At 71.3% G+C, this 26,143-nt stretch carries 30 protein-coding genes, 1 tRNA gene and 2 pseudogenes; 16 read left to right on the top strand and 17 right to left on the bottom strand.

The genetic code is table 11. The features are described 5' to 3' along the window. Window positions 1-60 precede the first annotated feature (60 nt). The 3 genes from istA to JOF36_RS30225 all read right to left on the bottom strand — a co-directional run bounded on the left by istA (window position 61) and on the right by JOF36_RS30225 (window position 3,305). Entirely contained in the window at window positions 61-1,332 is a 1,272-nt protein-coding gene (gene istA, locus JOF36_RS30235) for an IS21 family transposase (protein WP_210026967.1), read from the bottom strand. A 53-nt stretch (window positions 1,333-1,385) separates the two neighbouring features. Beyond that, window positions 1,386-2,099, bottom strand: coding sequence for a hypothetical protein (locus JOF36_RS30230; RefSeq protein WP_210033670.1), 714 nt, complete (start codon window positions 2,097-2,099; stop codon window positions 1,386-1,388). 258 nt (window positions 2,100-2,357) lie between these two features. Next, window positions 2,358-3,305 (bottom strand): LysR family transcriptional regulator, encoded by a 948-nt coding sequence (locus JOF36_RS30225; protein WP_210033667.1) that lies wholly within the window; start codon window positions 3,303-3,305, stop codon window positions 2,358-2,360. Window positions 3,306-3,429: 124 nt separating this feature from the next. On the opposite strand from JOF36_RS30225, the gene JOF36_RS30220 reads away from it, so the two are divergent. From JOF36_RS30220 to JOF36_RS30200, 5 genes are read left to right on the top strand one after another with little or no spacing between them, the layout of a single operon-like run. Continuing rightward, complete coding sequence (locus JOF36_RS30220) at window positions 3,430-3,753, top strand: hypothetical protein (RefSeq protein ID WP_210033666.1); 324 nt, start codon at window positions 3,430-3,432, stop codon at window positions 3,751-3,753. Beyond that, on the top strand, window positions 3,746-4,663 hold the full coding sequence (locus tag JOF36_RS30215) for an AAA family ATPase (RefSeq protein ID WP_210033664.1): 918 nt from the start codon (window positions 3,746-3,748) through the stop codon (window positions 4,661-4,663). Before JOF36_RS30220 ends, JOF36_RS30215 begins: the two co-directional genes overlap by 8 nt. After that, complete coding sequence (locus tag JOF36_RS30210) at window positions 4,660-5,802, top strand: vWA domain-containing protein (protein WP_307862665.1); 1,143 nt, start codon at window positions 4,660-4,662, stop codon at window positions 5,800-5,802. The genes JOF36_RS30215 and JOF36_RS30210 overlap by 4 nt, the downstream gene beginning before the upstream one ends. 36 nt (window positions 5,803-5,838) lie before the next feature. Beyond that, window positions 5,839-6,129, top strand: coding sequence for a hypothetical protein (locus JOF36_RS30205; protein ID WP_210033662.1), 291 nt, complete (start codon window positions 5,839-5,841; stop codon window positions 6,127-6,129). Next, window positions 6,126-6,548: a hypothetical protein gene (locus JOF36_RS30200; protein ID WP_210033660.1), complete on the top strand. Its 423-nt coding sequence runs from the start codon at window positions 6,126-6,128 to the stop codon at window positions 6,546-6,548. Before JOF36_RS30205 ends, JOF36_RS30200 begins: the two co-directional genes overlap by 4 nt. 128 nt (window positions 6,549-6,676) lie before the next feature. Here JOF36_RS30200 and JOF36_RS30195 read toward each other — a convergent pair whose 3' ends face one another. From JOF36_RS30195 to JOF36_RS30150, 10 genes are read right to left on the bottom strand one after another with little or no spacing between them, the layout of a single operon-like run. Next, entirely contained in the window at window positions 6,677-7,030 is a 354-nt protein-coding gene (locus tag JOF36_RS30195) for a hypothetical protein (protein ID WP_245351034.1), read from the bottom strand. After that, the gene (locus JOF36_RS30190) at window positions 7,030-7,329 is read right to left on the bottom strand and encodes a hypothetical protein (RefSeq protein ID WP_210033656.1); all 300 of its coding nucleotides are present in this window, start codon (window positions 7,327-7,329) and stop codon (window positions 7,030-7,032) included. The genes JOF36_RS30195 and JOF36_RS30190 overlap by 1 nt, the downstream gene beginning before the upstream one ends. Before the next feature lie 2 nt (window positions 7,330-7,331). Next, on the bottom strand, window positions 7,332-7,556 hold the full coding sequence (locus tag JOF36_RS30185; RefSeq protein ID WP_210033655.1) for a hypothetical protein: 225 nt from the start codon (window positions 7,554-7,556) through the stop codon (window positions 7,332-7,334). 29 nt (window positions 7,557-7,585) lie between these two features. Then, complete coding sequence (locus JOF36_RS30180; RefSeq protein ID WP_210033654.1) at window positions 7,586-7,813, bottom strand: hypothetical protein; 228 nt, start codon at window positions 7,811-7,813, stop codon at window positions 7,586-7,588. Window positions 7,814-7,856: 43 nt separating this feature from the next. Next, a complete protein-coding gene (locus JOF36_RS30175) occupies window positions 7,857-8,108 on the bottom strand; it encodes a hypothetical protein (RefSeq protein ID WP_210033653.1) in 252 nt (83 codons plus the stop codon). Between the two features lie 18 nt (window positions 8,109-8,126). Beyond that, on the bottom strand, window positions 8,127-8,702 hold the full coding sequence (locus tag JOF36_RS30170; RefSeq protein WP_210033652.1) for an SRPBCC family protein: 576 nt from the start codon (window positions 8,700-8,702) through the stop codon (window positions 8,127-8,129). 3 nt (window positions 8,703-8,705) lie between these two features. Beyond that, window positions 8,706-11,090 carry an aerobic carbon-monoxide dehydrogenase large subunit gene (locus tag JOF36_RS30165; protein WP_210033650.1) on the bottom strand — a complete coding sequence of 795 codons (2,385 nt, stop codon included), beginning with the start codon at window positions 11,088-11,090 and terminating at the stop codon, window positions 8,706-8,708. A gap of 12 nt (window positions 11,091-11,102) precedes the next feature. Continuing rightward, window positions 11,103-11,663 (bottom strand): (2Fe-2S)-binding protein, encoded by a 561-nt coding sequence (locus tag JOF36_RS30160; RefSeq protein ID WP_245351032.1) that lies wholly within the window; start codon window positions 11,661-11,663, stop codon window positions 11,103-11,105. Further along, the gene (locus JOF36_RS30155) at window positions 11,663-12,532 is read right to left on the bottom strand and encodes an FAD binding domain-containing protein (protein WP_210033648.1); all 870 of its coding nucleotides are present in this window, start codon (window positions 12,530-12,532) and stop codon (window positions 11,663-11,665) included. The genes JOF36_RS30160 and JOF36_RS30155 overlap by 1 nt, the downstream gene beginning before the upstream one ends. Window positions 12,533-12,537: 5 nt before the next feature. Then, window positions 12,538-12,816, bottom strand: a complete 279-nt coding sequence (locus tag JOF36_RS30150) for a hypothetical protein (protein ID WP_210033646.1) — start codon at window positions 12,814-12,816, stop codon at window positions 12,538-12,540. Window positions 12,817-13,023: 207 nt separating this feature from the next. Between JOF36_RS30150 and JOF36_RS30145 the strand changes: the two genes are divergently transcribed. From JOF36_RS30145 to JOF36_RS30120, 6 genes are all read left to right on the top strand, one after another. After that, window positions 13,024-13,905, top strand: coding sequence for an FAD binding domain-containing protein (locus JOF36_RS30145; RefSeq protein ID WP_210033644.1), 882 nt, complete (start codon window positions 13,024-13,026; stop codon window positions 13,903-13,905). Window positions 13,906-13,909: 4 nt separating this feature from the next. Continuing rightward, window positions 13,910-14,422 (top strand): (2Fe-2S)-binding protein, encoded by a 513-nt coding sequence (locus JOF36_RS30140; protein WP_210033643.1) that lies wholly within the window; start codon window positions 13,910-13,912, stop codon window positions 14,420-14,422. 38 nt (window positions 14,423-14,460) lie between these two features. Continuing rightward, the gene (locus tag JOF36_RS30135; RefSeq protein ID WP_210033640.1) at window positions 14,461-16,845 is read left to right on the top strand and encodes an aerobic carbon-monoxide dehydrogenase large subunit; all 2,385 of its coding nucleotides are present in this window, start codon (window positions 14,461-14,463) and stop codon (window positions 16,843-16,845) included. 5 nt (window positions 16,846-16,850) lie between these two features. Continuing rightward, window positions 16,851-17,819: an XdhC family protein gene (locus JOF36_RS30130; protein ID WP_210033638.1), complete on the top strand. Its 969-nt coding sequence runs from the start codon at window positions 16,851-16,853 to the stop codon at window positions 17,817-17,819. A gap of 71 nt (window positions 17,820-17,890) precedes the next feature. Continuing rightward, the gene (locus JOF36_RS30125) at window positions 17,891-18,730 is read left to right on the top strand and encodes an AAA family ATPase (protein WP_210036337.1); all 840 of its coding nucleotides are present in this window, start codon (window positions 17,891-17,893) and stop codon (window positions 18,728-18,730) included. Next, complete coding sequence (locus tag JOF36_RS30120) at window positions 18,723-19,934, top strand: vWA domain-containing protein (protein ID WP_307862664.1); 1,212 nt, start codon at window positions 18,723-18,725, stop codon at window positions 19,932-19,934. Before JOF36_RS30125 ends, JOF36_RS30120 begins: the two co-directional genes overlap by 8 nt. Before the next feature lie 408 nt (window positions 19,935-20,342). Here JOF36_RS30120 and JOF36_RS41475 read toward each other — a convergent pair. Both JOF36_RS41475 and JOF36_RS41640 read right to left on the bottom strand, forming a co-directional pair. Further along, window positions 20,343-21,390, bottom strand: a pseudogene (locus JOF36_RS41475) (IS3 family transposase). Between the two features lie 71 nt (window positions 21,391-21,461). Further along, window positions 21,462-21,866: a hypothetical protein gene (locus tag JOF36_RS41640; protein WP_210026963.1), complete on the bottom strand. Its 405-nt coding sequence runs from the start codon at window positions 21,864-21,866 to the stop codon at window positions 21,462-21,464. 176 nt (window positions 21,867-22,042) lie between these two features. On the opposite strand from JOF36_RS41640, the pseudogene JOF36_RS41635 reads away from it, so the two are divergent. Next, a pseudogene (locus tag JOF36_RS41635) lies at window positions 22,043-22,114 on the top strand (hypothetical protein); the annotation flags it as partial. A 3-nt stretch (window positions 22,115-22,117) separates the two neighbouring features. Further along, window positions 22,118-22,639, top strand: a complete 522-nt coding sequence (locus JOF36_RS30105; RefSeq protein ID WP_245351031.1) for a hypothetical protein — start codon at window positions 22,118-22,120, stop codon at window positions 22,637-22,639. Here the strand turns inward: JOF36_RS30105 and JOF36_RS30100 are convergent. Further along, window positions 22,621-22,705, bottom strand: a tRNA-Leu gene (locus JOF36_RS30100). The genes JOF36_RS30105 and JOF36_RS30100 overlap by 19 nt on opposite strands. A 121-nt stretch (window positions 22,706-22,826) precedes the next feature. On the opposite strand from JOF36_RS30100, the gene JOF36_RS30095 reads away from it, so the two are divergent. The 3 genes from JOF36_RS30095 to JOF36_RS30085 all read left to right on the top strand — a co-directional run bounded on the left by JOF36_RS30095 (window position 22,827) and on the right by JOF36_RS30085 (window position 25,534). After that, window positions 22,827-24,188, top strand: coding sequence for a M20/M25/M40 family metallo-hydrolase (locus tag JOF36_RS30095; protein WP_245351030.1), 1,362 nt, complete (start codon window positions 22,827-22,829; stop codon window positions 24,186-24,188). A 147-nt stretch (window positions 24,189-24,335) separates the two neighbouring features. After that, window positions 24,336-25,106, top strand: coding sequence for an SDR family NAD(P)-dependent oxidoreductase (locus JOF36_RS30090; protein WP_210033635.1), 771 nt, complete (start codon window positions 24,336-24,338; stop codon window positions 25,104-25,106). Window positions 25,107-25,153: 47 nt separating this feature from the next. Continuing rightward, complete coding sequence (locus JOF36_RS30085; protein ID WP_210033634.1) at window positions 25,154-25,534, top strand: VOC family protein; 381 nt, start codon at window positions 25,154-25,156, stop codon at window positions 25,532-25,534. Between the two features lie 230 nt (window positions 25,535-25,764). Here JOF36_RS30085 and JOF36_RS30080 read toward each other — a convergent pair whose 3' ends face one another. Then, the gene (locus JOF36_RS30080; protein ID WP_210036446.1) at window positions 25,765-26,043 is read right to left on the bottom strand and encodes a DUF5703 family protein; all 279 of its coding nucleotides are present in this window, start codon (window positions 26,041-26,043) and stop codon (window positions 25,765-25,767) included. Window positions 26,044-26,143: the final 100 nt, after the last annotated feature.

The following is a 26,143-nucleotide window of genomic DNA, read 5'->3' as shown; positions in this document are numbered from 1 at the left end:
CTTCGTGGCTTCCGTGGCTGCTGTCGTGCTGGTCGTCGCGGTCGTCTTCGGGGTGGTCATCTACTGCCCTTCAGCGGTGGCGGTCGGGTCGGGTGCGGGGTCGAAGTTCACGCCGTAGAGCGCGTCGTAATCCGGCAGCGCGCGCAGGGCCACGACGTGCCCATCGGTGTGGGAGCGCGTGTCATGGCGGGCGCGGTCACGGGCGGCGGTGAACGCAGTGCGCAGGGCGCGGGCGGTGGCCCGGTGCTCGGGATCGGTCACCGTGGCGCCGCTGGCCCAGACCCGCTCGTGGGTGGCCGCGATCTGCCCGGCGCAGGTGACCGCGACCAGGGCGGGAGTGGCGATCCAGTCGACGAACCGGCCGATCGCGGCCGGGTTGACCGAGTAGTCGTTGCCGTCGACGCGCACGTAGTAGTCACGCGCCAGCCGAACCCGCCCGGTCAGCCCGACCTGCGGCGCCACCGGCGGCAGGGCGACCATCGCGGCCCGGTCGATCGGCCACCGCGTGGCGGGGGTGGTCCCAATCGAGCGCAGGTGCCGGGCGCCCGCCACCTCGGTCAACCAAGTCTCGATCTGGGCGTTGAAGTCGAACGGCGAGACGAAGCTGCGTCCGGGCAGAAAGGAGGTCTCGAAGTAGCCGTTGCGCCGCTCCACCAGTCCCTTCGACTCCGGGTCCCGTGCCGGGGTGAGCTTGATCCGCACCCCGAGCGTCCCGGCGAACGCAGCTGCCTCGACGCCGGGTCGCCCGGTGCCGCCGATCGCGGCCTCGCGGTCCCAGACCAGCGTGCGGGGACAGCGGCCCCACCCTGCGATGATCTCCCACATCCCGGCCAGGATGTCGCCGGCCTTGCGGGACGGGATCATCACAGCGTCCGTCACCCGGGAGAAGCCGCAGGTCATCGCCAACACCGGCAGGACCCGCGCCCCGCTGGCACCGACCGGGATCGGGACCGGCGGGAACCACAGGTCGCACTGCGCGAGCTCACCGGGGGCGTACTCGATCCGGTCCGCCGGGTCGGGAGGGGCGAACAACGGCCGCAGCTCACGCACCCGGTCCTTGAGGATGGTCAACGAGTGTGTCCAGCCGATCCGCTCGGCGATCACCGTCGCCGGCATCCTCGGATACTCGGCCAGCAGGGCCCGGACCTGCGGCTCCACCTTGTCCACCAACGACCCGCGCGGTCCACGCTCCCGCGAGGGCGGCGCGTCGGCCCGCAACGCCGCCCGCACCGTATTTCGCGCCAGTCCCAGCCGGCGGACGATCTCCTTGATCGGCACGCCCTCGGCGCGGTGCAGACGACGGACCTCAGCCCACTCTTCCAACGTGATCACCCCTCCAGCCTCGATGGAGGGGTCAGTCCCAACCCGTCGCTAGAGGGTCAGTCTCAGCGCGTCGTCGACACCTTGACGTCATGACGAACGGGGCTGGGCCCGGACACGGCCTCGGCGATGTCGTGGGCCGCGGCCGGGGCGACCTTGGCCAGGTGGCGTGTCAGCCAATCCTTGTGCAGGCCGGACTCGCGACTGATTCCGGCCAGGCTTGAGCCGGCCGCGACCCGCTCCCGGACGAGGTCCCCGAGGCAGTCGTAGCCGGCCGCAACAGCGACCCGGTCGGCCACGTCGCGCAGACGCGCCACCGAGGCGCGCGTCGTCCCCTCCGCACGGGCCCGGGGCGAGATCGAGGCCAGTGTCCGGAGGGTCTTGCGCCGACGTTGTTCCGGTTGACGGCGCCCCCTGGCGGCTGAGGCCGCAGCCCACGCCAGCTCCCCGGAACTCGCCATCTCCCGCCCGATCCGGCAGCCGGCACGAACGGCCGAATCCGAGGTGCGACGGCGCCGCATCGCTCCTGCTCGCCGACGGCGCGTGTCCTCGCCCTCCAGCGACTGGCCGCGCTCCAACCCGAGTGCCTCCCGGTAGTCCGTACGCCCCCATCCGTGGGCCTTCAGATGCGCTCCTACCGACCGGAACCAGCCGCCGCACAGGTGGCACTGAGCGACCGGGCCAGCAATGACCATCGTTCCGAACGGCGCATAGAGGGGTTCTCCGTCGGGCAGAACCCCCACGACGGCGCGGACGGCCGTCACCATCCGGTCGGCCACCGGTTTCCGGTCCGTCGCCTCACGTCCCACGACGCCCTCCCGCACTAGTCGCACTGAGACTAGTGGATCGGAGTCCAGGGCTGGTCCTCATTCGCAGTCGGCCGACAACCGGCGCCCCGGGACTGGGCGGCCAGTGGCCGACCAGTGCCGACCGATGACTTTGCGCTGTCCTCTTCGGGGACCCGGCTATCAGGTTGTGGAAGCTGGCGAGACCTCCGGGAAGTCTGACCGGTGCTGGGCTGGGCCAGGCGGGCCGACTCAGCTCCAGATCGTCACGTAGACCGGTGGCCGGAACCGCGAGGGCGGGACGCCGGACCCGGGTTCGCGCAGGAGCTTCATCGCCTGTGGCGTGCTGAGGAAGTGCCGCATCGAGCCCGCGGCAGCCGAACGGCGGTCGGTCGACAGCGTGGTGACGTGCCAGACCACGTCCTGCGGGGTGCCCGGGATGTCGATCGCGACCAGCTCGCGCCGCCGCATCTGGTGGACGGCCAGGTGCGTCAGCCCGGGTGCGACGCCGGCGCCCCGGACCGCTGCCTCCCAGGCCGCTGTCTGGTTCGGGAACACCTTCAGCCGGGACTCCGGGACGCCGAGCCCACGAAGCAGGCGGCTCACCTCGCTGCCAGGGTCCAGCGCGCTGGGTTCGACCAGCCACGGCCACTGCGACGGGGCCCCGCGGAAGCGGGTTCCCGGTGCCCCGAGCACGACCATCCGGCAACGGAAGATCGGCTGGCTGATCAGTCCGAGGCTGGGATCGCCGGACAGGTCCGGGCCCAGCGCGACGTCGGCGAGGCGCTGGGAGACCAGCACCCCCATCTCGTCGGTGGCTGCCACCCCAGCGGAAACCTCGATCTGTCCGGCCGATCGGGCACTGAACGCGTCGGCCAGTGGTGCGACCACGAACTCGACCACGGGTGCGGGCGCGACCAGGCGCAGTTGCTCGGGGGACCCGTTGGCCGCGCGCACTGCCGACGCCGCCTCGGCCCCGAGCGAGACCATCTGGGCGGCGATCGCGAGCAGCCTTCCACCGCCCGCGGTCATCTCCATCCCGGTGCCGCCGCGGACGAGCAACGGGTCATCGAGGTACTTGCGCAGAGCGGCGATCGCCTGTGACACCGCCGGCTCGCTGACGGACAGCGCGTCGGCCGCCGCCTTGACCGATCCGAGGCGGGCCACCAGGACAAACGCGGACAGCTGTGTCAACGTCACGGGCGCCAGTCTGGACCGTGAACGACGGCCCGCACACCTAAGTGAATGGTTATCTGGGTTTGTGCCAGCCGTCGGCTTCCGCGACCATCCGGGACACGTCCGAACGACGAGGTGAGGAGCGGGGATGCACGAGCGGAACCCCGGCCGGGACGGGCAGACCATCGGCGTATTGCGCGACATCTGGTCGGCCAACGCGCGATCCCGGGACGAAGTCGAGGAACAGTTGCGCGAGAACCGGCCGAAGGTGTGCCGGAACATGCGCTCGATCGGCTTCGGCGGCATGGACCCCGAGACCGTCAGCCAGGGCGAGGCCACGAACACCCCGGTCGACACCGATATCCGGGCAGCCTGGCGGGAGAGGCTGGCGCAGGAGGGCAAGCTGCATCCGCGGGGCGTGAGCGTGGCCGAGCTGATCGACAACGCGGGTGAGCCGCGCGCCGATGGCTGATCCCGACTCGCCGGACCCCCCAGGGACGAACCCCGGTTCGGTTCCCGAGCTGACCGGGATGCTCCGCGACGGCGGCTACCTCGCCGACCGTGGGCTGGCCACCGCGGTGCACGTGGCGTTGTCACTGCACCGGCCGATCCTGCTCGAGGGCGAGGTCGGCGTCGGCAAGACCGAACTGGCCAAGACGCTGGCCACGGTGCTCGGGCGCAGGCTGATCAGGCTGCAGTGCTACGAGGGCATCGACACCAGCCAGGCGATCTACGAGTGGGACTACGCCCGCCAGATGCTCTACATCCAGGCGATGAGCGAGGGAGAGACCGGCCGGGCCGCAAATTCACCCGATACGGTGGTTTCTACACTGTTCGGTCCGGAGTTCCTGGTGGAACGCCCGCTGCTGTCGGCGGTGCGGGCCGGCGCGGGCGCGGTCCTGCTGATCGACGAGATCGACCGGGCCGACGACGAGTTCGAGGCGTTCCTGCTGGAGCTGCTCGCCGAGTTCCAGGTGAGCATCCCGGAGGTCGGGACGATCCGCAGCGAGGACCCGCCGCTGGTGCTGCTCACCTCGAACCGGACGCGGGAGCTGCACGACGCGCTCAAGCGGCGCTGCCTCTACCACTGGCTCGACTACCCGAACGCCGGGCGTGAGGTGGAGATCGTCACGGTGCGCGAGCCGGGGATCCCCGCCGAGCTGACCCGCAAGGTGGTGAGCGCGGTCAACCGCCTGCGCGAGCTGGACCTGGCCAAACCGCCGGGCGTCGCCGAGACCATCGACTGGGCCCGGACCCTGGATTTCCTCGGCGAGGACCTCGGCCCGGACAGCGCCGGGCTCACGCTCGGCTCCGTGGTGAAGGACCACGACGATGAGGAGCTGGTCCGGTCCCGGCTCGACGACCTGACCGCCCCCACGTGAGCGGGCCGGGCGGCGACCTCGTCCGGATCCTCGTCGAGTTCGGCCGGCGGCTGCGCGCGGAGGGGCTGACGGTCGGCTCCGGCGACATGCTGACGTTCTCCGCGGCCGCTGGCACGTTGGATCCGACCGACCTGATGGATCTCTACTGGGCCGGGCGTGTCTCGCTGGTCACCCGCCGCGACGACCTCGCCGCCTATGACCGGATCTTCGCGGAGTTCTTTCTGGACCGGGACAACCCGGTGGACGATCTGGTCCGGGTGAACGCCACCACCGAGTCGCCCGCCGAGACCGCGGTGGAGATCCCGGCCGCCGAACCAGGGGACGATGAGGAGGAGGACGAGGCGGGCAAGCTCGGCCTGGTCGCCTCGAACATCGACCTGCTGCGCACACGCTCGTTCGCCACCTGTACCGAGAAGGAGCTGGCCGCGCTGCGCCGGATCATGGCGACGATCCGGCTGTCCCCGCCGCGCCGCCGGACCCGCCGGAGCCGTCCGGCCCGCTCCGGGTCGGTGCCACACGTGCGGTCCACTCTGCGTCGCAGCCTTCGGTCGCACGGCGTGCCGATCGAGCTGGCCTGGCGACGGCGCCGGATGCGGATGCGGCCCCTGGTGCTGCTGCTGGACATCTCCGGATCGATGGCCGACTACTCCCGGGCGCTGCTGCAGTTCGCCTACAGCACCCAGCGGGCCTCCCGCTCGCTGTTCCGGGTCGAGGTGTTCTGCTTCGGCACCCGGCTGACCCACCTGACCGATCCGCTGCGGTCACGGCGCCCGGACGACGCGCTGCGCCGCGCGGCCGATCGGGTGGTCGACTGGGAGGGTGGCACCCGGATCGGGGACTCCGTGGACGAGTTCGTCCGGCGCTACGGCCGGCGCGGTCTCGCCCGGGGGGCGGTCGTGGTGATCTGCTCGGACGGGCACGACCGCGGTTCGCCCGATGTGCTGTCCACGGCGATGCAGCGACTGGACCGCCTCTGCCACCGGATCGTCTGGGTCAGCCCGCACATCGGGGCCGCCGAGCGGCGCGGACCGCTCCCGGTGGGCATGATGGTGGCAGAACCGTACGTGGACGTCGTTCTGCCGGGTCACGACCTGGACAGCCTGGAAAGGCTGGCCGAGTTGCTGCCGATACTGCGTTGATCGACGGAGCGAGGAGCGAGGAGCGAGGAGCGAGGCGTGCGCTGGAGCGTGAGCGTGCTGGCCGAGGGAGATCGGACGATCACCCACGACGAGGTGTTGAATCTGGCCGACGCCGTCGCCGTCCATCAAGGCGTCGCGAGCGGGATCGGCACGCCGAGCTACGGGGCGCAGATCGTGGTCGAGGCGGACAGCGAGCCGGAGGCCGTGGAACGCGGTCGGGCGGTGTTCACCGAGGTGGTCGAGCAGGTCGGGTTGCCCGCCTTCCCGATCGCCCGGGTGGACGCGCTGAGCGAGGAAGCCGACGCGATTCCGGACGACGCGCCGTGATCCGCCTTGGTTCGCTCGCCGGCTACGCCTTCTCCGGGCCGCGGCTGCTCGGTGGCTGGACCCCGACCTCGACACCCGCCGTCTACACAATCCTCTATAAGCCCGATGAGGCTAGGGAGCGGTTCGCGGTGATCTACGTCGGCCACTGCGACGACCTGAGCACGCAGGGCCTGCCGTTCCGACACCGGCGCAGCCCCTGCTGGGTGCAACGGGCCGGGTCGAAGTGGAACCTGCACATTGCGACGCTCGATGTTCCGGGCGGTGGTCCCGCGCACCGCAAGCAGATCGCCGAGGAACTGATCGGGATGTACGAGCCGAAGTGCAACGAGGAGCGGTTCGACGCGTCATGGCGTGACGAGTGGATCGGCGAGTACTCGGACGCGCCGAGCACCTCCCCGCTTCCGCCCCCGCGGATCTGAGCCGGTTTCGGCGCGCGGGCCCGCCACCGGGCCCGCGCCGCCCGTTCCCGGGCCGGCTCTTCGGACATGCCCCTGCGGCGCCGGCCCGGGGAGCGGGCCGGCGCCGCAGGGGCCGGAAGAGCGGAGTGTCAGCCGAGCGGCCGGTACCCCACCGCCTCCATCAACCGGGACTGGCGCCTGCCGGACGCGGGCACGGCCACCGCCGGGCGCTCGGGCTGCGGGGTCGCGCCCTTCACGATGTTCTCCGCGAAGCCGTAGAGCAGCGGCAGCGCACCGGCCACCGTCGCGCCGGAGCGGTTGATGTGCTGCAGCCCGGGCTCGATCTTCTCGGCGTCCGAGTCGATCCTGCTCACCGACTCCGAGCTCTCCTCCAGGTTGGTGGCCACCCGGGTCAGCAGCGAGCCGACCCAGAACAGGTAGAAGGCCAGCCCGGCGATCAGCGCGACCACCGCGAGCACGGACAGAACGACCATCAGGGTCATCACCGACCACCTCCGTTCATCGCGGGAGCCGAACGGTCGAGCGGCACCCGTCCCAGGAACAGGTGGTGCGCCAAGCCCTCGGCCAGCACACGGTCCACCGCGTCACCGGTCTGCGGGATCAATGCCGTCGACCCGGTGTTGTCCGTGACCGTCGACAGGGTGTCGCGGATCTCGACCACCCTCCGGTCGATGATCTTCACGAACCAGACGAGCAGGCTGAGCAGGGCCGCGACGGCCAGCACCACCACGAAGCCCGCGATGATGGCGACCCACCACGCTGTGATCTCTTCCGGAGCCATCGTCACCCTCCCAGTCGTTGCCGGCCGCGACGCAGGCCGGCCGTGATCACGTCGGCGTGATCGATCGTCGTGCTCAGGTCGGCGAGCGGGCGGGTGTTCCGCTCGGACGCCCGGAGTGCATCGTTGATCACCGGTGCCTGCCTCCCGATCCGGTGCGCGAGCACCAGGATCGGGACGACCAGGGCGACCACGACCAGTACCACGACGATCCCGATCGCGAAGCCCACGTACCACCCCGTCAGATCGGCCCCGGGGTTCATACCGCCTCGCAGAAGTCGCGGACCGGCTCGAGGTTGGCGTTCACCGACGGCACCACATCGGGCACGGTCGAGGTGGACGCCGCGATCGACTCGACGCCCCCGGGCAGGGTGGCGAGCGTCGTGCTGACGTGTCGCAGGTGCAGGATGACCCGGAGCAGTCCGAGTCCGGTGACGGCGATGATGAGCGCCGCGATGATCAGCGTCGCCCAGGCGGCAGCGGGCATGGCACGTTCCTTCCTCGTTCGGGCGAGTTCCGTTCGGGAGCGTTCACAGCAGCTTGGCGACGCTGCCGGCGTAGCGGGTGGCGCCGACCGCCACCTGCCTCACCGTCGCGTCGGTGGTGGCCAGCAGCTGCGGGACGGGTTCCAGCCGTCCGGCCAGCCGCCCGCCGTCGGCGAGGATGTCGTCGGCGGCCCAGCGGATCCGCTCCACCGCGGCGAGCACGCGGTTGAGCAGAGCCACGACCACCGGGAACACCATCAGCAGCAGGATCGCGTTTCCGATCCACCAGAGAGTCATGTCGTCCTCCTCGTGAGGTCAGGGCCGTGTACTCGGGCCGAAGAAGCGGCGCAGGACCCGCTTGAGGGCCATCACCGCGGCGGAGATGCCGATGCTCATCGCGCTGGCCTGCTTGGCCCGCACGATCGTGCCGGTCCCGCCCGCACCACCGCTGTTGATCTTGGCCTCGACGCAGTCGGCGAAGCTGCGCATCAGCACGCCGGAGACGTCGGCGATCATGCCGCGGCCGAACTGCGCCGCCGCACCGGAGACCTGCAGGTCCATCGAGGCGTCGACCTTGGTCTTCCCGCCGACGCTGCTCAGCCGCATGGTCATCGTCATGTCGGCGTTGCCCTTGCCCTTGTCCTCCGAGCCCGCCGCGTGCAGCACCAGCGTGTGCGTGGCCTCGTTGGAGTCCACGAGCTCGGCGACACCGGTGAACCGCAGGGACACCGGCCCGAGGCGTTGCACCACCTTGCCCTCGTAGCGGTCACCACCGAAGTCCTGGGTGAGCTCCGCTCCCGGCAGGCAGGGCACCAGGCCGGGCAGGTCCTGGAGCTCGGCCCAGACCTTGTCGATCGGGGCGCCGACGGAGAAGTCGATCTCGATCAGCATGGCTCAGTCCCCCTTCACCGGCGGCGCGCCGGAATAGTCGTGTCCGGTGCGCAGCGCCTCCCAGACCCGGTCCGGCAGCACCGGCATGTCGATGTTGCGGACCCCGGTGTGGCCGACCGCGTCGATCACGGCGTTCACGAACGCCGCCGGGCCGCCCACGGTCGCGCACTCGCCGACGCCCTTGGCACCGATCGGGTGGTGCGGGCACGGGGTGACGACCTCGTGCAGCTCGAAACCGGGGGTCTCCCAGGTGCTGGGCAGCAGGTAGTCCATGAAGTTCGAGCCGACCATGTTGCCCTCGGCGTCGTAGGTCTGGAACTGCATGCTGGCCATCGCGTACGCCTCGGTCAGACCGCCCATGATCTGGCCCTCGACGATCATCGGGTTGATCCGCACGCCGCAGTCGTCCACGGCCACGAACCGCAGCACGTCCCACACACCGGTCTCCGGGTCGACCTCGACCATGGCGATGTAGCAGGCGAACGGCCAGGTCAGGTTCGGCGGGTCGTAGTAGGCGTTGCCCTCCAGGCCCGGCTCCATGCCGTCCGGCATGTTCGAGTACGCGGCGGCCGCACACTCCTGGATGCTCACGCCGCGGTCCTGCGCGCCGCGCACGTAGAACCGGCCGAGCTCCCACTCGACGTCCTCCTCCGACACCTCCAGCAGGTGCGCGGCGAGCTTGCGTGCCTTGGCCCGGATCTTGCGGGAGACCATGGACACGGCGGCGCCGGCCACCGGGGTGGACCGGGACGCGTAGGTGCCCATCCCGTACGGGGCGGTGTCGGTGTCGCCCTCCTCGACGACGACGTCGTCGGCCGGCAGGCCCAGCTCGTGCGCGACGATCTGCGCCCAGGTGGTCTCGTGCCCCTGGCCCTGGCTGCGCGCCCCGGTCCGCAGGATCGCCTTGCCGCTCGGGTGCACCCGGAGCTCGGCGGAGTCGAACATCTTGATGCCGAGGATGTCGTACTCGCGGCTGTTCCCCGCGCCGAGCGGCTCGGTCATCGTCGAGATGCCGATGCCCAGCAGCCGCCCGCGCTTGCGCGCCTCGGCCTGCTCGACGAGGAAGTCCTGGTACCCGATGGCGTCCAGGCCGACCTTGAGGCACTTGCCGTACTGGCCGGAGTCGACCAGGAACCCGAACGGCGTCCGGGCCGGGAACGCGTCGTCGGGCAACAGGTTGACCCGGCGGAACTCGGCCTGGTCCATCCCCAGGTCGTCGGCCGCGGCCTGGACCATCCGTTCCTGGAAGTACATCGCCTCGGTGACCCGGAACGAACACCGGTAGGCGACGCCGCCGGGTGACTTGTTGGTGTACGCGCCGTCCGCGGTGATGTGACCGACCGGGACGTCGTAGCAGGCGAACGCCGAGTGCAGCAGGCCCACCTTGAACTTGCTGGGCTGGGCGTCGGCGAAGAACGCGCCCTGGTCGGTGGTCACGTGCATCCGGACCCCGAGCATCTTGCCGTCGCGGCGCATCGCGATCTCGCCGTCCAGGTACATGTCCCGGCCGAACCCGGTCGAGATCAGGTTGGACGACCGGTCCTCCACCCACTTGACCGGTTTGCCGGTCAGGATCGAGCCCAGGATCGAGCACACGTAGCCGGGATAGACCGGCACCTTGTTCCCGAAGCCACCGCCCAGATCGGGCGAGATCACCCGGATCAGGTGCTCGGGCAGCTCGGCGATCAGTGCCACCGCGGAGCGGACGATGTGCGGCGCCTGCGACGTGCAGTAGAGCGTCAGCTTCCCGGTGCCGAGGTCGTAGTCGGCGATCGAGCCGCACGGCTCCAGCGGCGACGGGTGGCTGCGCGGGTAGTGCATCGACACCTTCGACACCATGTCCGCCTCGGCGAACACCGTGTCGGTCCCGGCCTTGTCCCCGACGTCCCACCGGTAGGACCGGTTGTCGGTCTGGCCCGCCTTGTCGTCCCGGATGATCGGGGCATCGGGAGCCATGGCCTGCTTCGGGTTGACGATCGGGGTCAGCGGCTCGTAGTCGACGACGATCGCCTCGACGCCGTCGCGGGCGATGTAGGGGTCGTCGGCGATGACGCAGGCCACCTCCTGCCCCTGGAAACGGACCTTGTCGGTGGCCAGCACCGCCTGGGTGTCGTAGGACAGCGTCGGCATCCAGGCCAGGTTGCGCTGGGCGGCCATCTCACCGGTCAGTACCAGCCGCACACCCGGGATCGCCCATGCCGCGGAGGTGTCGATCGACTTGATCCGGGCGTGCGCCAGCGGGCTGCGCAGGATCTCCATGTGCAGCATGCCGGGCATCACCACGTCGTCGACGTAGGTGCCGCGGCCGCGGATGAACCGGTTGTCCTCGGCTCGTTTCCGGCTCGCGCCGAGTCCGCCGATCTTGACCTCGTCCAGTGTCTGGGACACGCGGAACCCCTCTCAGACCGTCAGGTCGGTGTGCTCGGCGGTCGACGGGCCCTCTGCGGACCCGCCCCCGTTGGCCCGTTCCTTGTCGGCCGCCCAGAGCACGGCCTTGACGATGTTCTGGTAGCCGGTGCACCGGCAGAGGTTCCCGGACAGGGCCCAGCGCACGTCCTCCTCCGACGGCTCGTCGTTCCGGGTGATCAGCGCCTTCGCGGCGAGCATCATGCCGGGGGTGCAGAACCCGCACTGCAGGCCGTGCTCCTCCTTGAAGCCCTCCTGCACCGGGTCCAGCTCGCTGGGCGTGCCCAGCCCCTCCACCGTGGTCACCTCGTGACCGTCGGCCTGGACCGCCAGCATCGTGCAGGACTTGATCGGCTCACCGTCGTAGAGCACCGTGCACGCCCCACAGTTGGTGGTGTCGCATCCGATATGGGTGCCGGTCAGTCCGAGACCCTGGCGCAGCAGATGCGCCAGCAGGAGTCGCGGCTCGACCTCGGCCGAGCGCGACTCCCCGTTCACGGACACCGTGATGCGGCGCTGGTCCACACCGTCCTCCTTCTGCGTCGGGGTACTCATCAGGCGGCCACCGCCGGGGCGAACAGGGACAGCGCGCGTCGGGTGAACGACGCGACGACCTGCCGTTTGAACCCGGCGCTGCCGCGGTGGTCGCTCTTGGGCCGGGCGATCCCGGCCGTGAGCTCGGCGGCGCGCTCGATGACCACGGGCTCCAGCCGGGCGCCGACCAGTGCCTCGACCGCGTCGGTCGCCGCCAGCGTGGTGGCGCCGACACCGGTCAGCGCGATGCCCGCCCGGGTGACCCGGCCGTCGTTCGCGATCTCCAACGCGACCGCGATACCCGCCGTCGCGAAGTCACCGACCCGGCGCTCCAGCTTCAGGAACGTTCCGTACCGGGTGTCTCGGGGCGCGGGCACCCGTGCCCCTACTGCGATCTCGTCGTGCTCGAGCGAGTTCTGGAACGGGCCCACCGAGAACTCGGCGACCGGGATCCGGCGCTCGCCGCGCACGCTGCGGGCGACCACCTCGCCGCCCAGCGCGATCATGGCCGCGGCCCAGTCACCCTGCGGGTCGGAGTGGCAGAGCGAGCCGACCAGCGTGCCCCGGCTCCGGACGATCGGATCGGCGACCAGCGGTGCGCAGGCGGCCAGGGTGGGATGGCGGCCCGGCAGCAGGGCCGAACGCTCCAGATCGATGTGCCGGCACAGCGCGCCGATCTCGAGACCGCCCTCTGCGGTCTCCCGGTGGTAGGCGAGTCCCGGGATGTTGTTGATGTCGACCAGCAGCTCGGGCTGCGCAAACCGCAGCTTGAGCAGCGGGACCAGACTCTGGCCACCGGCCAGGACCTTGGACTCGTCGTTCCCGGCGAGCAGCGTGAGCGCCTCGTCGAGCGTCCGGGGTGCTTCGTAGCGGAAGCGTGGTGGGTACACGGTCTCTACTCCTCGTGCGCGGCGTGGCGTGGGCCGGCGTCGAGCGTCGGTGGTTCGGGGATGGCCACCGGGCCGGTCTCGTCCTCCGGATCGGGCCGCGGGTTCTGGTGTGGAGGCCAGGGTCCGGCCACCGGCTGACCCGCGACCTTCAGGAAGCCGACCATCCCCGGAAAATCGAAGATCGTCGGACTCGCTCCGGGTCGGGGTGGCTCCTCGGCCGGTTCGCCGAACAACTCGGCCATCCGGGGGTTGCGGCCGCTTCGGCCATCGGGTTCCGTCGTCATCGTCGGTCCCGTCCTTCCGTCGTCCGCGCCCGGAGCACCGGACGACGGAGCATTCGCGTTCGACATGATCCGCGGGACTCTGCCCGGTCGTGTCCCAGAGCACACACCTCTCCTAAGCAAAGGCTTAAGGGCACTTGCCCGGGTATGTGTCCGGGGACACCATGACGAGGTACGCACACCCCACCGCGCCGAGCCGGAGCCGTCCCGATGCAGGTCCCCGCCCAGTTCGAGTACCAGCGGGCCACCGGTGTCGATCATGCGGTGGCCCTGCTGTCGCGGCACGGCGCGGAGGCGAGGGTGGTCGCCGGCGGACACAGCCTGATCCCGATGATGAAGCTGCGGCTGGCCCAGCCCGAGGTCCTGGTGGACATCAACGGGCTCCACGAACTCACCGGGATACGGGTCGAGTCGAGCCGCGAGAACGGTCGGTGGCTGCGTATCGGCGCGATGACCCGACACGCGGAGCTGCTGGAATCGGAGCTGGCCGGTGAGCACTTCGAGGTGCTGCACGAGGCCGAGCGGGTGATCGCGGACCCGCTGGTGCGCAACCGCGGGACCGTGGGCGGGTCGGTCTGCCAGGCCGACCCCTCGGAGGACCTGTCCGCGGTGTTCACCGCGCTGCGTGCCATCGCGGTGATCCGCGGCGGGGACGGCGACCGCACCGTGCCGATGCGCGAGTTCTTCGTCGGCCCGTACCAGACCGCGGTCGGCCCGGCCGAGGTGCTGGTCGAGCTACGGGTCCCGGTGCGGCCGGGGTGCGGCAGTGCCCACCTCAAGGTCGACCGGCGGGCGGGCGACTGGGCGGTGGCCTCGGTCGCCTGCACGGTCTGGCTGGACGGAGACGACGTCGCAGAGGTCGGGATCGGGCTCACGGCGGTCGGCGCACCGAACTTCTCCGCCCCCGAGGCCGAGGACCACCTGCGCGGCCGCCCGGCGACGTCGGAGGCGATCGTCGAGGCCGGACGGATCGCCGCCGCGCACTGCCGTCCGGTCGCCGACCAGCGCGGGCCGGCCGACTACAAGCTCCATCTGGCCTCGGAGCTCACCGTCCGCGCTCTGCACCGGGCCGTCGATCGGGCGCGGGGGTGACGTGGTGCAGATCAGGGTGAGCGTCAACGGGACCGAGTACGTGCGCGACGTCGAACCGCGGCTGCTGCTGGTCCACCTGCTGCGCGACGACCTGGGCCTGACCGGCACCCACTGGGGGTGCGACACGTCCAACTGCGGGGCGTGCGCGGTGTGGCTCGACGAGCAGCCGGTCAAGGCCTGCACGGTGCTCGCGGTGATGGCCGAGGGGCACCGGGTCCGCACCATCGAGTCACTCGAGTCGCGGTCCGGCCTCGACCAGGTGCAGCGCTCGTTCATCGCATGTCACGGGTTGCAGTGCGGGTTCTGCACGCCAGGGATGCTGATGACCGCACGCTGGCTGCTCGACCACAACCCAAGCCCCACCGAGGCCGACGTACGTGAGGCGATCGTCGGTCAGACCTGCCGGTGCACCGGGTACGAGAACATCGTCCGCTCGGTCCTGCACGCGGCTGAGGCCGAGGCGGGCCGATTCCCCGAGCGAGGCCAGGAGCCCGGGATCGTGCAGGTCCCGCTGTGACGGCCCGGCCAGTGGCTCCGCGGCCCCTACCGACCCCGGTGGTCGTCCCCACGGCACCGGCACCGACGGCGTACGGACGGCTCCCGCGCAAGGAGGACGCGCGGTTCGTCCGCGGCCGGGGACGGTTCATCGACGACATCTCGGCGCCCGGGATGCTGCACGGCGCGATCCTGCGCAGCCCGTACGCGCACGCCCGGATCCTCGAGGTGGACACCAGCGCCGCGCTGTCACACCCCAAGGTGCACGCCGTGCTGACCGGCGCCGACCTGGAGGCGCGCGGGATGGCGTGGATGGCCACGGCGTCCCACGACGTGGCCGCGGTCCTGGCCACGGACAAGGTCCGCTACCAGGGACAGGAGATCGCCTTCGTCGTCGCGGAGGACCACTACTCCGCCCGGGACGCGCTGGCCCTGATCGATGTGGACTACGAGCCGCTGACGCCCGTGGTCGACGCCCGCAGCGCCCTCGACCCGGACGCGCCCCTGGTCCGGGACGAGATCGAGGGCCGCACGGACAACCACGTGTTCGACTGGGAGAGCGGCGATCCGGACGCCACTGAGGCGGTGTTCGCGGCGGCCGACCACGTGTCCGCGTGCGACCTGGTCTACCCGCGCGTGCACCCGGCTCCGCTGGAGACCTGCGGAATCCTCGCCGACGTCGACCCCGTCAGCGGCCGGCTGACCGTGCACGCCACCACCCAGGCCCCGCACACCCACCGGGTGCTCTACTCCCGGCTGACCGGCATCCCCGAGCACCGGGTGCGGGTGGTGGCCCCGGACATCGGCGGCGGCTTCGGGAACAAGGTCGGGATCTACCCCGGCTACTTGTGCGCGATCGTCGGGTCGATGGTCACCGGCCTGCCGGTGAAGTGGGTCGAGGACCGGTCCGAGAACCTGATGGCGACGTCGTTCGCCCGGGACTTCCACATGCACGGCGAGATCGCTGCCACCCGGGACGGCCGGATCGTGGGCCTGCGGGTCCGGGTCCTCGCCGACCACGGGGCCTTCAACGGCACGTCCCAGCCCGCCAAGTTCCCGGCCGGCTTCTTCGGCGTGTTCACCGGCTCCTACGACCTGCAGGCCGCGCACTGCCGGGTCACCGGTGTCTACACGAACAAGGCGCCCGGTGGGGTCGCCTACGCCTGCTCGTTCCGGATCACCGAAGCGTCGTATCTCGTCGAGCGCATGGTCGACGTGCTGGCCCACGACCTGGGTCTGGACCCGGCCGAGCTGCGGATGGCGAACCTGCTGCGTCCCGAACAGTTCCCGCACCCCACCCCCACCGGCTGGGAGTACGACTCCGGCAACTACCCGCAGACCCTGCGGGTCGCCCTGGAGATGGCCGGGTACCAGCAACTACGTGCCGAACAGGCGCGGGCGCGGGAGGAGTACACCCGGACCGGTCGCGGGCGTCTGGTGGGCGTGGGTCTGAGCTTCTTCACCGAGGCGGTCGGCGCCGGTCCCCGGCGCCTGATGGACATCATGGGCCTCGGCATGGCCGACGGCGCCGAGCTGCGGGTGCACCCGAGCGGTGGGGCCGTGCTCGCGGTCTCGTGCATGAGTCAGGGGCAGGGCCACGAGACCACGTTCGCGCAGATGGTTGCCGAGGAGCTCGGGCTCACGCCGGACGAGGTCGAGGTCGTCCAGGGCGATACCGATCGGACCCCGTTCGGCCTGGGTACCTACGGATCCCGGTCGACCCCGGTGTCCGGGGCCGCGGCGGTGCTCGCCTCGCGGAAGGTCCGCGAGCGGGCCCGGCTGGTCGCCGGGGCGATGCTCGAGGTGGATCCGGACGACCTCGAGTGGACCGCGGGCCGCTGGCAGGTGCGCGGCGACCCGGCGGCCGGCGCGTCGATCCGCGAGATCGCCGCGGCCGCGCACTCCGACCTCGAGCTGCCCGAGGGCGTCGAGGGTCATCTGGACGCCTCGCACGTGTACAACCCGCCCAACCTGACCTACCCCTGCGGGGCCTACATCTGTGTCGTCGACGTCGACCCGGGTACCGGGCAGGTCGAGGTCCGCCGGTTCGTCGCCGTCGACGACTGCGGCGTCCGGATCAACCCGATGATCGTCGAGGGCCAGGTGCACGGGGGGCTCGCCGACGGGATCGGGATGGCCTTGATGGAGCTGGTCGCCTTCGACGAGGACGGCAACCACCTCGGAGCGTCGTTCATGGACTACCTGCTGCCGACGTCGATGGACTGCCCGGCCTGGGAACTTGGAGAAACCGTGACACCCTCTCCGCATCATCCGATCGGGGCCAAGGGCGTCGGGGAGTCGGCCACGGTCGGTTCCCCCGCCGCCGTCGTCAACGCCGTGCTGGACGCGATCGGCGTCCGACACGCGGACATGCCGCTCACGCCGGCACACGTCTGGCGCGCCGTCCAGGGGCGGCCGATCCGCCCCGACCTGGCCATCCGGTGATCGGCGTGGACGCCACCCTGATCACCCGCGTCGGCGACCTGCGCGCCGGCCGCACGCCGTTCGTGCTCGCCACCGTCGTCCGGGCCGAGCGGCCGACCAGCGCCAAACCCGGCGACTGCGCTCTCGTGCTCCAGGACGGCACGATCGACGGCTTCGTCGGCGGGTCGTGCGCAGAGTCGACCGTCCGGCTGGAGAGCCTGCGCCTGCTGCGGGCCGGCGAGTCGGGCCTGCTCCGGATCACCCCGGACGCCGACGAGGGCGCCGAGAAGGTGGAGGGCCTGCGGACCGTGGGCAACCCGTGCCTGTCCGGCGGGACGCTGGAGATTTTCCTGGAGGCGATGGTCCCGCCCACACTGGTCGCGGTGTTCGGCGAGGCACCGGTCGCCCGCGCGCTGGTGCGGATCGGTGCCGCCCTGGACTACGACGTCCAGAACGGACAGTCCCCCACCGAGACGATCGCTCCGGACACCGCTGCGGTGGTCGTGGCCTCGCACGGCCGGGACGAGGCTCCCGCGCTGCGTGCCGCGCTGACCGCCGAGGTGCCCTACGTCGCGCTGGTGGCCAGCCGTCGGCGGGCGGCAGGTGTACGGGACGAGCTCGCCGCGCTGGGCGTGCCGGACGAGCAGGTGGCGCGGGTGTCGAGTCCTGCGGGGCTGGACATCGGCTCCCGCTCGCCATCGGAGATCGCGCTGTCGGTGTTCGCGGAGATGATCGCCGCACGGGTCGGCGCGCGTCCCGCGTCCCCCGGGTCCGTGGTGCCGGAGCCGGCCACGCCCACCGGTTCGGAGCCCGACACCGACCAGCGCGACACCATCGATCCGGACGGCAGCGTGGCGACCGACCCGGTGTGCGGGATGTCGGTCGCGACCGTGCCCTCCAGCCTGTCCGCACAGCACGCAGGCACGACGCACTGGTTCTGCGGATCCGGGTGCCGGCAGGCGTTCCTCGACGAGCCGGGCAGGTATACGGGGTGAGCCGGCCGACCGCCGGGGCTGGGGACGGCGCCGACCTGCCCGCCACCGATGTCGACGGGCTGCGCGAGGCCATGGCTGGCGTCGGCTACCTGACCGACGACGCGCTAGCCACGGCAATGTTCCTGGCCGTCCGGATGGGCCAGCCGCTGCTGCTCGAGGGCGAGCCGGGCGTCGGCAAGACCCGGGCCGCCACGGCGCTTGCCGAACTGCTGGACACCCCGCTGCTGCGGTTGCAGTGCTACGAGGGCATCACCGCCTCGGAGGCGCTCTACGAGTGGAACTACCCACGCCAGCTGCTCTCGATCCGGCTGGCCGAGTCCCGCGGCGACGACCTGCGCGACGACGACCTGTTCACCCCCGACCACCTACTGGCCCGCCCATTGCTGGCCGCGATCGACCACCCCGGGCCGCGACCGGCGGTGCTGCTGATCGACGAGATCGACCGCGCGGACGACGAGTTCGAGGCATTCCTGTTCGAGATGCTCGCCGAGTCCACGGTGACGATCCCGGAGCTGGGCACCCGTCGGGCGCGGATACCCCCGGTGACCGTCCTGACCTCGAACCGGACCCGCGACCTGCACGACGCGCTCAAGCGGCGCTGCCTCTACCATTGGATCAGCTACCCCGGCCCGGACCGGGTCGCCGAGATCGTCCGGCGCCGGGTGCCGGAGTCGGCGGGCTGGCTGGCCGAGCGGGTCGCCGGGGCCGTGTCCCGGCTGCGTGGGCTGGACCTACTCAAGGCGCCCGGCGTCGCGGAGGCGATCAGCTGGACGACGGCACTGCACGTGCTCGGTGTCGTCGACCTAGACGTCGCCGCCGCGGAACGGACGCTGGGCACGGTCCTCAAGTACGACGAGGACCTCACGACGGCCCGGACGGTGGGACTGGCCGAGATGGTCGGCGGTGGCTGAGCCGGCGGCCGACCTGCCGGAGCTGCTGGCCCGGTTCGGGGCGGCCTGCCACGAGGCCGGGCTGCCGGTCGGGCCGGAGCGCACGGAGCGGTTCGCCCACGCGGTCGTCGCGGTCGACCCGCGAACGACGGCCCGGCTCCGGCACTGCGCGCTGGCCACCCTGGTGTCCGACCCGGCGCAGATCCCTATGCTCGACCGGGTTCTCGATACCGTGTTCGGCGGTCTGGCCGACCCGTCCGGCCCCCGTGGCGACCCCACCGCGCCGGACATCGCGGCCACCGGACCGTCCGAGTCGGGGCGCCCGCCAGCGAACGACCGGTCCGGCGAGGCGGCCGGAGGCTCGCCTCTGGCCGCGCCGCGGCCCCCGGACGGACCGGACGCCGAGCCGCCGGAGACACCGACGGCCACCGTCGCGTCGGCAGTGGACCGCCTGGGCGGGCGGGCCTTCGACGAGCTCACCCGCGTCGAGCTGCGCGCGCTCACCGATGCGATGCGCCGGTTCCGGCTGACCACGCCGCCCCGGCGGACCCGCCGTACCCGGCGCGCCCCGAACGGTAACAGGGTGGACCTGCGGGCGAGCCTGCGGGCAGCCCGGCGCACCGGCGGCGACCCGGTCGCCATCGTCCGGCGCCGCAGGCGCGCCCGGCCGCGGCGGCTCGTGGTGCTCTGCGACATCTCCGGGTCGATGGAGCCGTGGGCCCGCGCGCTCCTCCAACTTCTCTGGTGCGCCCGTGCCGGGTCCGGCGCGGAGGTCTTCACGTTCGCGACCCGGCTCACCCGACTGACCCGCGCGCTGGCCCGCGACGCACCGGCCGCGCTGGACCGGGCGGCAGCGCTACCGCCGGACTGGTCCGGCGGCACCCGGATCGGCGCAGCGCTGGCCCGCTTCCTCGACGACCACGGCGCGCGCGGGATGGCCCGCGGCGCCGTCGTCCTGATCGTCTCGGACGGCTGGGAGACCGGCGACCCGGAGCACCTGGGCCGGCAGATGGCCCGGCTGTCCCGGCTGGCGCACCGCATCGTGTGGGCCAACCCACGCACCCGACACACCGGCTACCGACCACTGGTCGGCGGCATGGCCGCGGCCTGGCCACACTGTGACGCCATCGTCAGCGCACACAGCCTGACAGCCATCGACGAGCTGCTCACCGCCCTTGCCGAGAGCCCGCGCCGCCGCGCACCGGCCGCTGGTGGCACGGCGTAGTTGATTCCAGGACGACACGGCCTATGGCGACGGCTATGGCGCCGATCAATCCTGTAGTCGGATACTGGGTCGATGAGCGTTCAGTTCCGCGACGACCCACATGGAGATCGCTTCTTCGCGTTGCGGACTTACCGGCGGGACGGGTCGCTGGCCTCGACACCGATCTGGCTCCAGCCCGGTAGGACCCAGGCTCAGTCCGCCGATGGATGGCCGAGAAAGCGGTTCAGCAGCGGGCCAGTGGCCATGGTCGTGATGATCGCGGTTGCCACGAACACGACCTGCATTGACTGAGTGATCAGCCCGAGCTGCTGGGCTGCGCTCGCTACTGCGAGGGTGATGAGCCCACCGCAGGACAGCAGTCCGCCGACCGGTACCTGTCAAGATCGTTTGGGCAAGTTCTTCGCTGGATTAGTTGGTCGGGCCGGGCGTCGCCTCCTTCTCGGTGGGTGGGTTGATCCAGACCGTGCCGGGCAGCTTCGGGGGCTGCGGGGTGCCGTGGACGAACCGCTCCGGGTGCGCGGCGTGGGCGTCGGCGAGGACCGTGCCGCGGTGGCGGCGGATCTGCGGCGCGGTTCCGAAGTGGACCGATGCCGGGGTGTGCAGCCCGACGCCGGAGTGGCGATGATCATGGTTGTACCAGGTGAAGAACTCGCCGCAGAATTCGCGCGCGTGCTCGATCGAGTCGAACCGCTCGGGGAAGGCCGGCCGGTACTTCAGCGTCTTGAACTGGGACTCGCTGTAGGGGTTGTCGTTGGAGGTCTTCGGCCGCGAGTGCGACCGGCTGACCTGCAGGTCCGACAGCAGTTCGGCGACGCTCTTGCTCTTCATCGGGCCGCCGCGATCGGCGTGCACGGTCAACGTGTCCGGGTCGATGTCGTGGTTACCGATCGTGGCGTCCAAGAACCGGTGCGCCAGGTCGGCGTCCTCGGTGGCCGCGACCATCCAACCGGGGGTGTAGCGGCTGTAGATGTCGATGAGCACGTACAGGCAGAACCAGACACCCCGGGCCGGACCAGCCAGTTTCGTGATGTCCCACGTCCAGACCCGGTTCGGGCCGGTGGCCACGAGCTCGGGTTTCACCCGGGGCGGGTGGGTGGCCTGGCGGCGACGCTCGCGGACCTCGCCGTGCTCACGAAGGATGCGATACATCGTCGAGATCGAGCAGTAGTACTCGCCGTCGTCGAGCAGCTTCGCATACACCGTGGCCGGCGCCTCGTCGACGTAGGCCTCGCTGTTGAGCAGCTCGCGCACCCGTACTCGTTCCTCCGGCGAGAGCGCCCGCGGCTGAATCCGCTCGCGGTGCGGCTTGGGCGCCGGCCGCGGCGGGGCCGGCCGGGCTGATCCGGTGCTGGTGGTAGTAGCTCGACCGCGGCACCCCCGTCGCCCGGCAGGCCCCCGCGCGCCCGATCAGCTCGCTCAGCTGCTCACACGCCGCCCGCTGCGCCCGGGCGAACACGTGCACACCGGCGTCTTCGCCCGTGGCACCGGGCTCGGTGTCGGTCGAGGGCTCAGCGTCGGGAAGGGTGGTCACCGCGGCTCGCCGCCGTCCCGCTCGGGGCTGCTGGTGGCGAGCTGATCCAGCAGCGCGGAGAGCTTTCCCTGCACCTCGATCACCGACCGAGCCGTGGCTAGGTCCGTCTCGAGCTTGTCCTTCTCAGCCCGCAGCCGCGCGAGCTCCCGATCGCGCGGGTCGGCCTTCGGCCGCCCGACCGGACGCTGCAACGCCTCCGCCGCGCCCGTGTCACGCTGCTTGCGCCACACCGAGATCAACTGGGTGTACAGACCCTCCCGGCGCAGCAGAGCACCCTTGCCCTCCTTGTCGAGCTGCTCGTACTCGGCCAAGACCCGCTGCTTGTACGCCGCGCTATAGCGCTGCGGCGGCCGGTACGCCCGCACCTCCGGGTCCGGCTCTCCCTCAGGTCGTTCAGTCACGAGGGACACGATCTCCTTCACACGCCCTCAAACCAACAGTTTCGAGTAGATCATCTGCCCATGATCAGCTTGACAGAGAGGGGGCGACTGCACGCACCGTCGAGCGAGGTGGGCGGTCGACTGCGAGGACATACGTGTTGCGCGGGCTGGTGCGGTGCGGGGTGTGCTCGCGGCGGATGCAGGGTGCGACGATCCGCAAGGGCGCCTACTACCGCTGTGCCACGAGAACGATGGCTCCAGGATCTGCGGCTGTGGCCGACCATCCGCGCACGGTCAACCTGCGTGAGGACCACGTCACGCAAGTGATCAACGAATGGATCGGTCACCTGTTCGCCCCGCACAACGTGGACGAGACTGTGTCGACCTTGGTTGGGGACCAGCGGGCCACCACGTCGGCCGGTGGCGCAGAGGTGGCGAAGGCCCGTCGCGCGGACGCCGAGCAGCGGTTGCGGCGCCACCGCGAGGCGATCGAAGCCGGGATCGACCCGTTGGCCCTTGTCGAGGCCGTCAACCAGGCACAGGCGGACCGCGCTGCCGCACAGGCCGAGATCGAGCGTGGCGCGTCCGGCGGTGTCCTCGACCGGGCCGAGGTGTACGCGATGATCGACTCACTCGGCGACATCGGCGCGACGCTGGCCGACGGCAAGCCCGCCAGCCTGGCACGACTCTACAAGGCCCTAGATCTGGCCGTTCGCTACGAGCCAGCCGAAAGAGCCGTCTACCTCACGGCGAGACCCCGTGTAGATAGTGGATGTGTCCGAGGGGGGACTTGAACCCCCACCCCCTAGCACGGGGACTAGCACCTCAAGCTAGCGCGTCTGCCATTCCGCCACTCGGACGCCGCGATCTCCCGATCGCGTCTGGGAGAAGCATAGCCGAGCGTTCGGGCCGGTCCACGGCCGGGTCGCCACGGCGGGTCACCGCAGGTCGGCACGGGCGTCCGGTGGTAGGAAGACGGGCATGACCGGCGACGCGAGCGACATTCCCACCAGCGACGCGACGGCCACCGGCGAGGCGGCCGGCGCCGAGGCCGAGGTCGTCCAGCTGTGTTCGGAGCTGATCCGGATCGACACGACGAACACCGCGGACCCGGAGACGCTGGCCGGGGAGGCGGAGGCCGCGGACTACGTGGCGGCGAAGCTGCGCGAGGTCGGCTACGAGGTCGAGCTCGTCGAGTCCGGGATGCCGAAGCGGATGAACGTGATCGCCCGGCTGAAGGGCGCCGACCCGTCGCGGGGCGCGCTGCTGATGCACGGGCACCTCGACGTCGTCCCGGCCGACCCGGGCGAGTGGTCGGTGCACCCGTTCTCCGGCGCCGTGCAGGACGGCTACGTGTGGGGCCGCGGCGCCGTCGACATGAAGGACATGGACGCGATGATGCTGGCGGTCGCCCGCCGCTTCAAGCGCGACGGCGTCGTCCCGCCGCGCGACATCGTCTGGGCCTTCGTCGCCGACGAGGAGGCCGGCGGCAAGTGGGGCGCGCAGTGGCTGGTGGAGCACCGGCCGGACCTGTTCGAGGGCTGCACCGAGGCGGTCGGGGAGGTCGGCGGGTTCTCGCTGACCCTCGGCGAGGACCAGCGCGCCTACCTGATCGAGTCCGCCGAGAAGGGCATCGCCTGGATGCGGCTGCGCGCCAAGGGCAAGCCCGGACACGGCTCGTTCCTGCACGACGACAACGCCGTCACCATCCTCGCCGAGGCCGTCGCCCGGCTGGGGAACCACACGTTCCCGCTGGTCATCACGGACACCGTCCGGGCGTTCCTGGAGCGGATGACCGAGCTGACCGGCGTCGAGTACCCGGAGGACGACCTCGAGGGCGCGCTGGCGAAGCTCGGCCCGATCTCACGGATCATCGGGGCGACGGTCCGGGACACCGCGAACCCGACGATGCTGAACGCCGGGTACAAGGCCAACGTCATCCCGTCGACGGCGGAGGCGGTCGTCGACTGCCGGGTGCTGCCGGGACGGGAGGAGGCGTTCCTGCGCGAGGTCGACGAGCTGCTCGGCCCGGACGTGGAGCGGGAGTGGGTCAGCGACCTGCCGCCGGTGGAGACCCCGTTCGAGGGTGCACTCACCGAGGCGATGCAGGCTGCCCTGCGTACCGAGGACCCGACCGCGGAGATCGTCCCGTACATGCTGTCGGGCGGGACGGACGCGAAGTCCTTCGCGAAGCTGGGCATGAACTGCTACGGCTTCGCGCCGCTGCGGCTGCCCCCGGAGCTGGACTTCGCGTCGCTGTTCCACGGGATCGACGAGCGCGTCCCGGTGGACGCGCTGCGGTTCGGGACCCGGGTGCTCGACCGCTTCCTGCGAACAGCGTGAGCGGGAACATCGGGCAGAGCCTGCGAACAGCGTGAGCAGGAACAGCGGGCAGAGCCTGCGAACAGCGTGAGCGGGCACATGCCGTCCCTCCGGGTGTGACGGCCCGGCCCGTGACGGCCCGTGGTCGCGGGTGGCAGGGTGTCCGGCATGGATCTCGCGGGCAAGGTCGCCCTGGTCACCGGTGGTGCGTCCGGAATCGGCGCGGCGGCGGTGGACCGGCTGGCAGCGGCAGGTGCACAGGTCGTCGTGGTGGACCGGGACGCCGACGGTGCGGCCGCGGTCGCCGACAAGGTGGGCGGCTCGGCGTTCCCGGCGGACGTCACCGACCCGGCGGCGCTGACGGCGTCGGTCGCCGCGGCCGAGGAGCGGTACGGCCGCCTCGACGTCGTGCTGCTCAACGCGGGTGTGACGGCGGGTCAGTCCGGGATCGAGGATCTCGACCTGGAGGCCTACCGGCGGATCGTCGGCGTCAACTTCGACCACGTCGTGTTCGGACTGACGGCCGCGGTCCCGGCGCTGCGCCGCGCGGGCGGCGGGCATGTGGTCGCGACGGCGTCGCTGGCCGGGCTGGTCGCGATGCCCAGGGGCGCCCTCTACACGGCGACCAAGCACGCCGTCGTCGGGTACGTGCGGTCCGCCGCGACGACCCTGGCCGCCGAGGGGATCCGGGTGAACGCGGTGTGCCCGGGGTTCGCCGACACCCCGCTGATCGCGGGCGTGCGCGAGCAGTTCGGGGACTTCCCGATGCTCACCGCGGACGACGTGGCGGCCGGTATCGAGGGCATCCTCGAGCGCGGCGAGCCGGGGGAGTGCTGGTTCGTGCAGCCGGGCCGGGAGCCTGCGCCGTACGGGTTCCGCGGCGTCCCGAGCCCGCGCGGGGCGGGACGGCCGCCGGAGGTCGGCTGGCAGGACCACTGAGATATGCGCTTGACCTGAACCGTGGTCGAGGTCGCACCCTTGGGCGTATGGCTGACCTGAACCACACCATCGTCCACTCCCGGGACAAGCGGGCCGGGGCCCTCTACCTGACCGAGATCCTGGGTCTCCCGCAACCGAAGCCGTTCGGCCCCTTCGAGGTCGTCGAGACGGGCAACGGCGTGAGTCTCGACTACATCGACGCCGATGAGGGTGCCGAGATCACGCCCCAGCACTACGCGTTCCTGGTCACCGACGCCGAGTTCGACGCCACGTTCGACAGGCTGACCACTCGCGGGCAGCAGTACTGGGCCGATCCGGGCGCGAACCGGGCCGGCGAGATCAACACCAACGACGGCGGCCGGGGGATCTACTTCGCCGACCCGTCCGGCCACTGGCTCGAGATCATCACGGTGCCGTACGGCGGCTGAGCCCGCCCGACCCGGTGATCACGGATCCGGAACAGATCTGGACATCCAGCGTCCGTCTCGGTTCCGGATCCGTGATCACCGGCCGCCGGCGCCGAGGCCGACCCGGTCTGCTCGGGCGCACCCCGGCCGAGAGCGCGGTGATCAGCCCGGCCCAGAGCGCGGTGATCAACGCAAATTGGCCCCTGGCGGGGCGGAAATGTGCATGTCGCGGGGGTGGCGCGGGGCCGAGGTCAGAAGGTCGGCTCGGGGAGCAGCCCCTGCTGATGCGACAACCGCCGGCGCAGCACGACCTTGCGCACCCCGCCGGGGTAGAGCCGCAGGCGCGACAGCTCCCAGCCGGAGAACTCGGCCTGGACGGCCAGGCGGACCGATGCCGTGAGCCGGGAGACGTCGCCGTGGATGTGGACGGGGCGGTACTCGTACCGGTCGTCGGTCCAGGCCTCCCCGTCCCGAGTCCCGGCGAACCGATTCCCGTCGGTCCCGGTCTCCTCAGGTCCGCTCTCTACCATCCGTGCCTCCCGCTCGTGCTGCCACGGTGTCGCGTCCGGCGGGGCTCACCGGGTGAACGACCGGTGCCGCCGACGTGAACCACCATAGGTCGCCGTCCCG

Source organism: Pseudonocardia parietis, assembly GCF_017876315.1.
Taxonomy (GTDB): domain Bacteria; phylum Actinomycetota; class Actinomycetes; order Mycobacteriales; family Pseudonocardiaceae; genus Pseudonocardia; species Pseudonocardia parietis.
The sequence above is the reverse complement of the archived record's forward strand: the minus strand, read 5'-3'. Positions and strand labels throughout refer to the sequence as shown.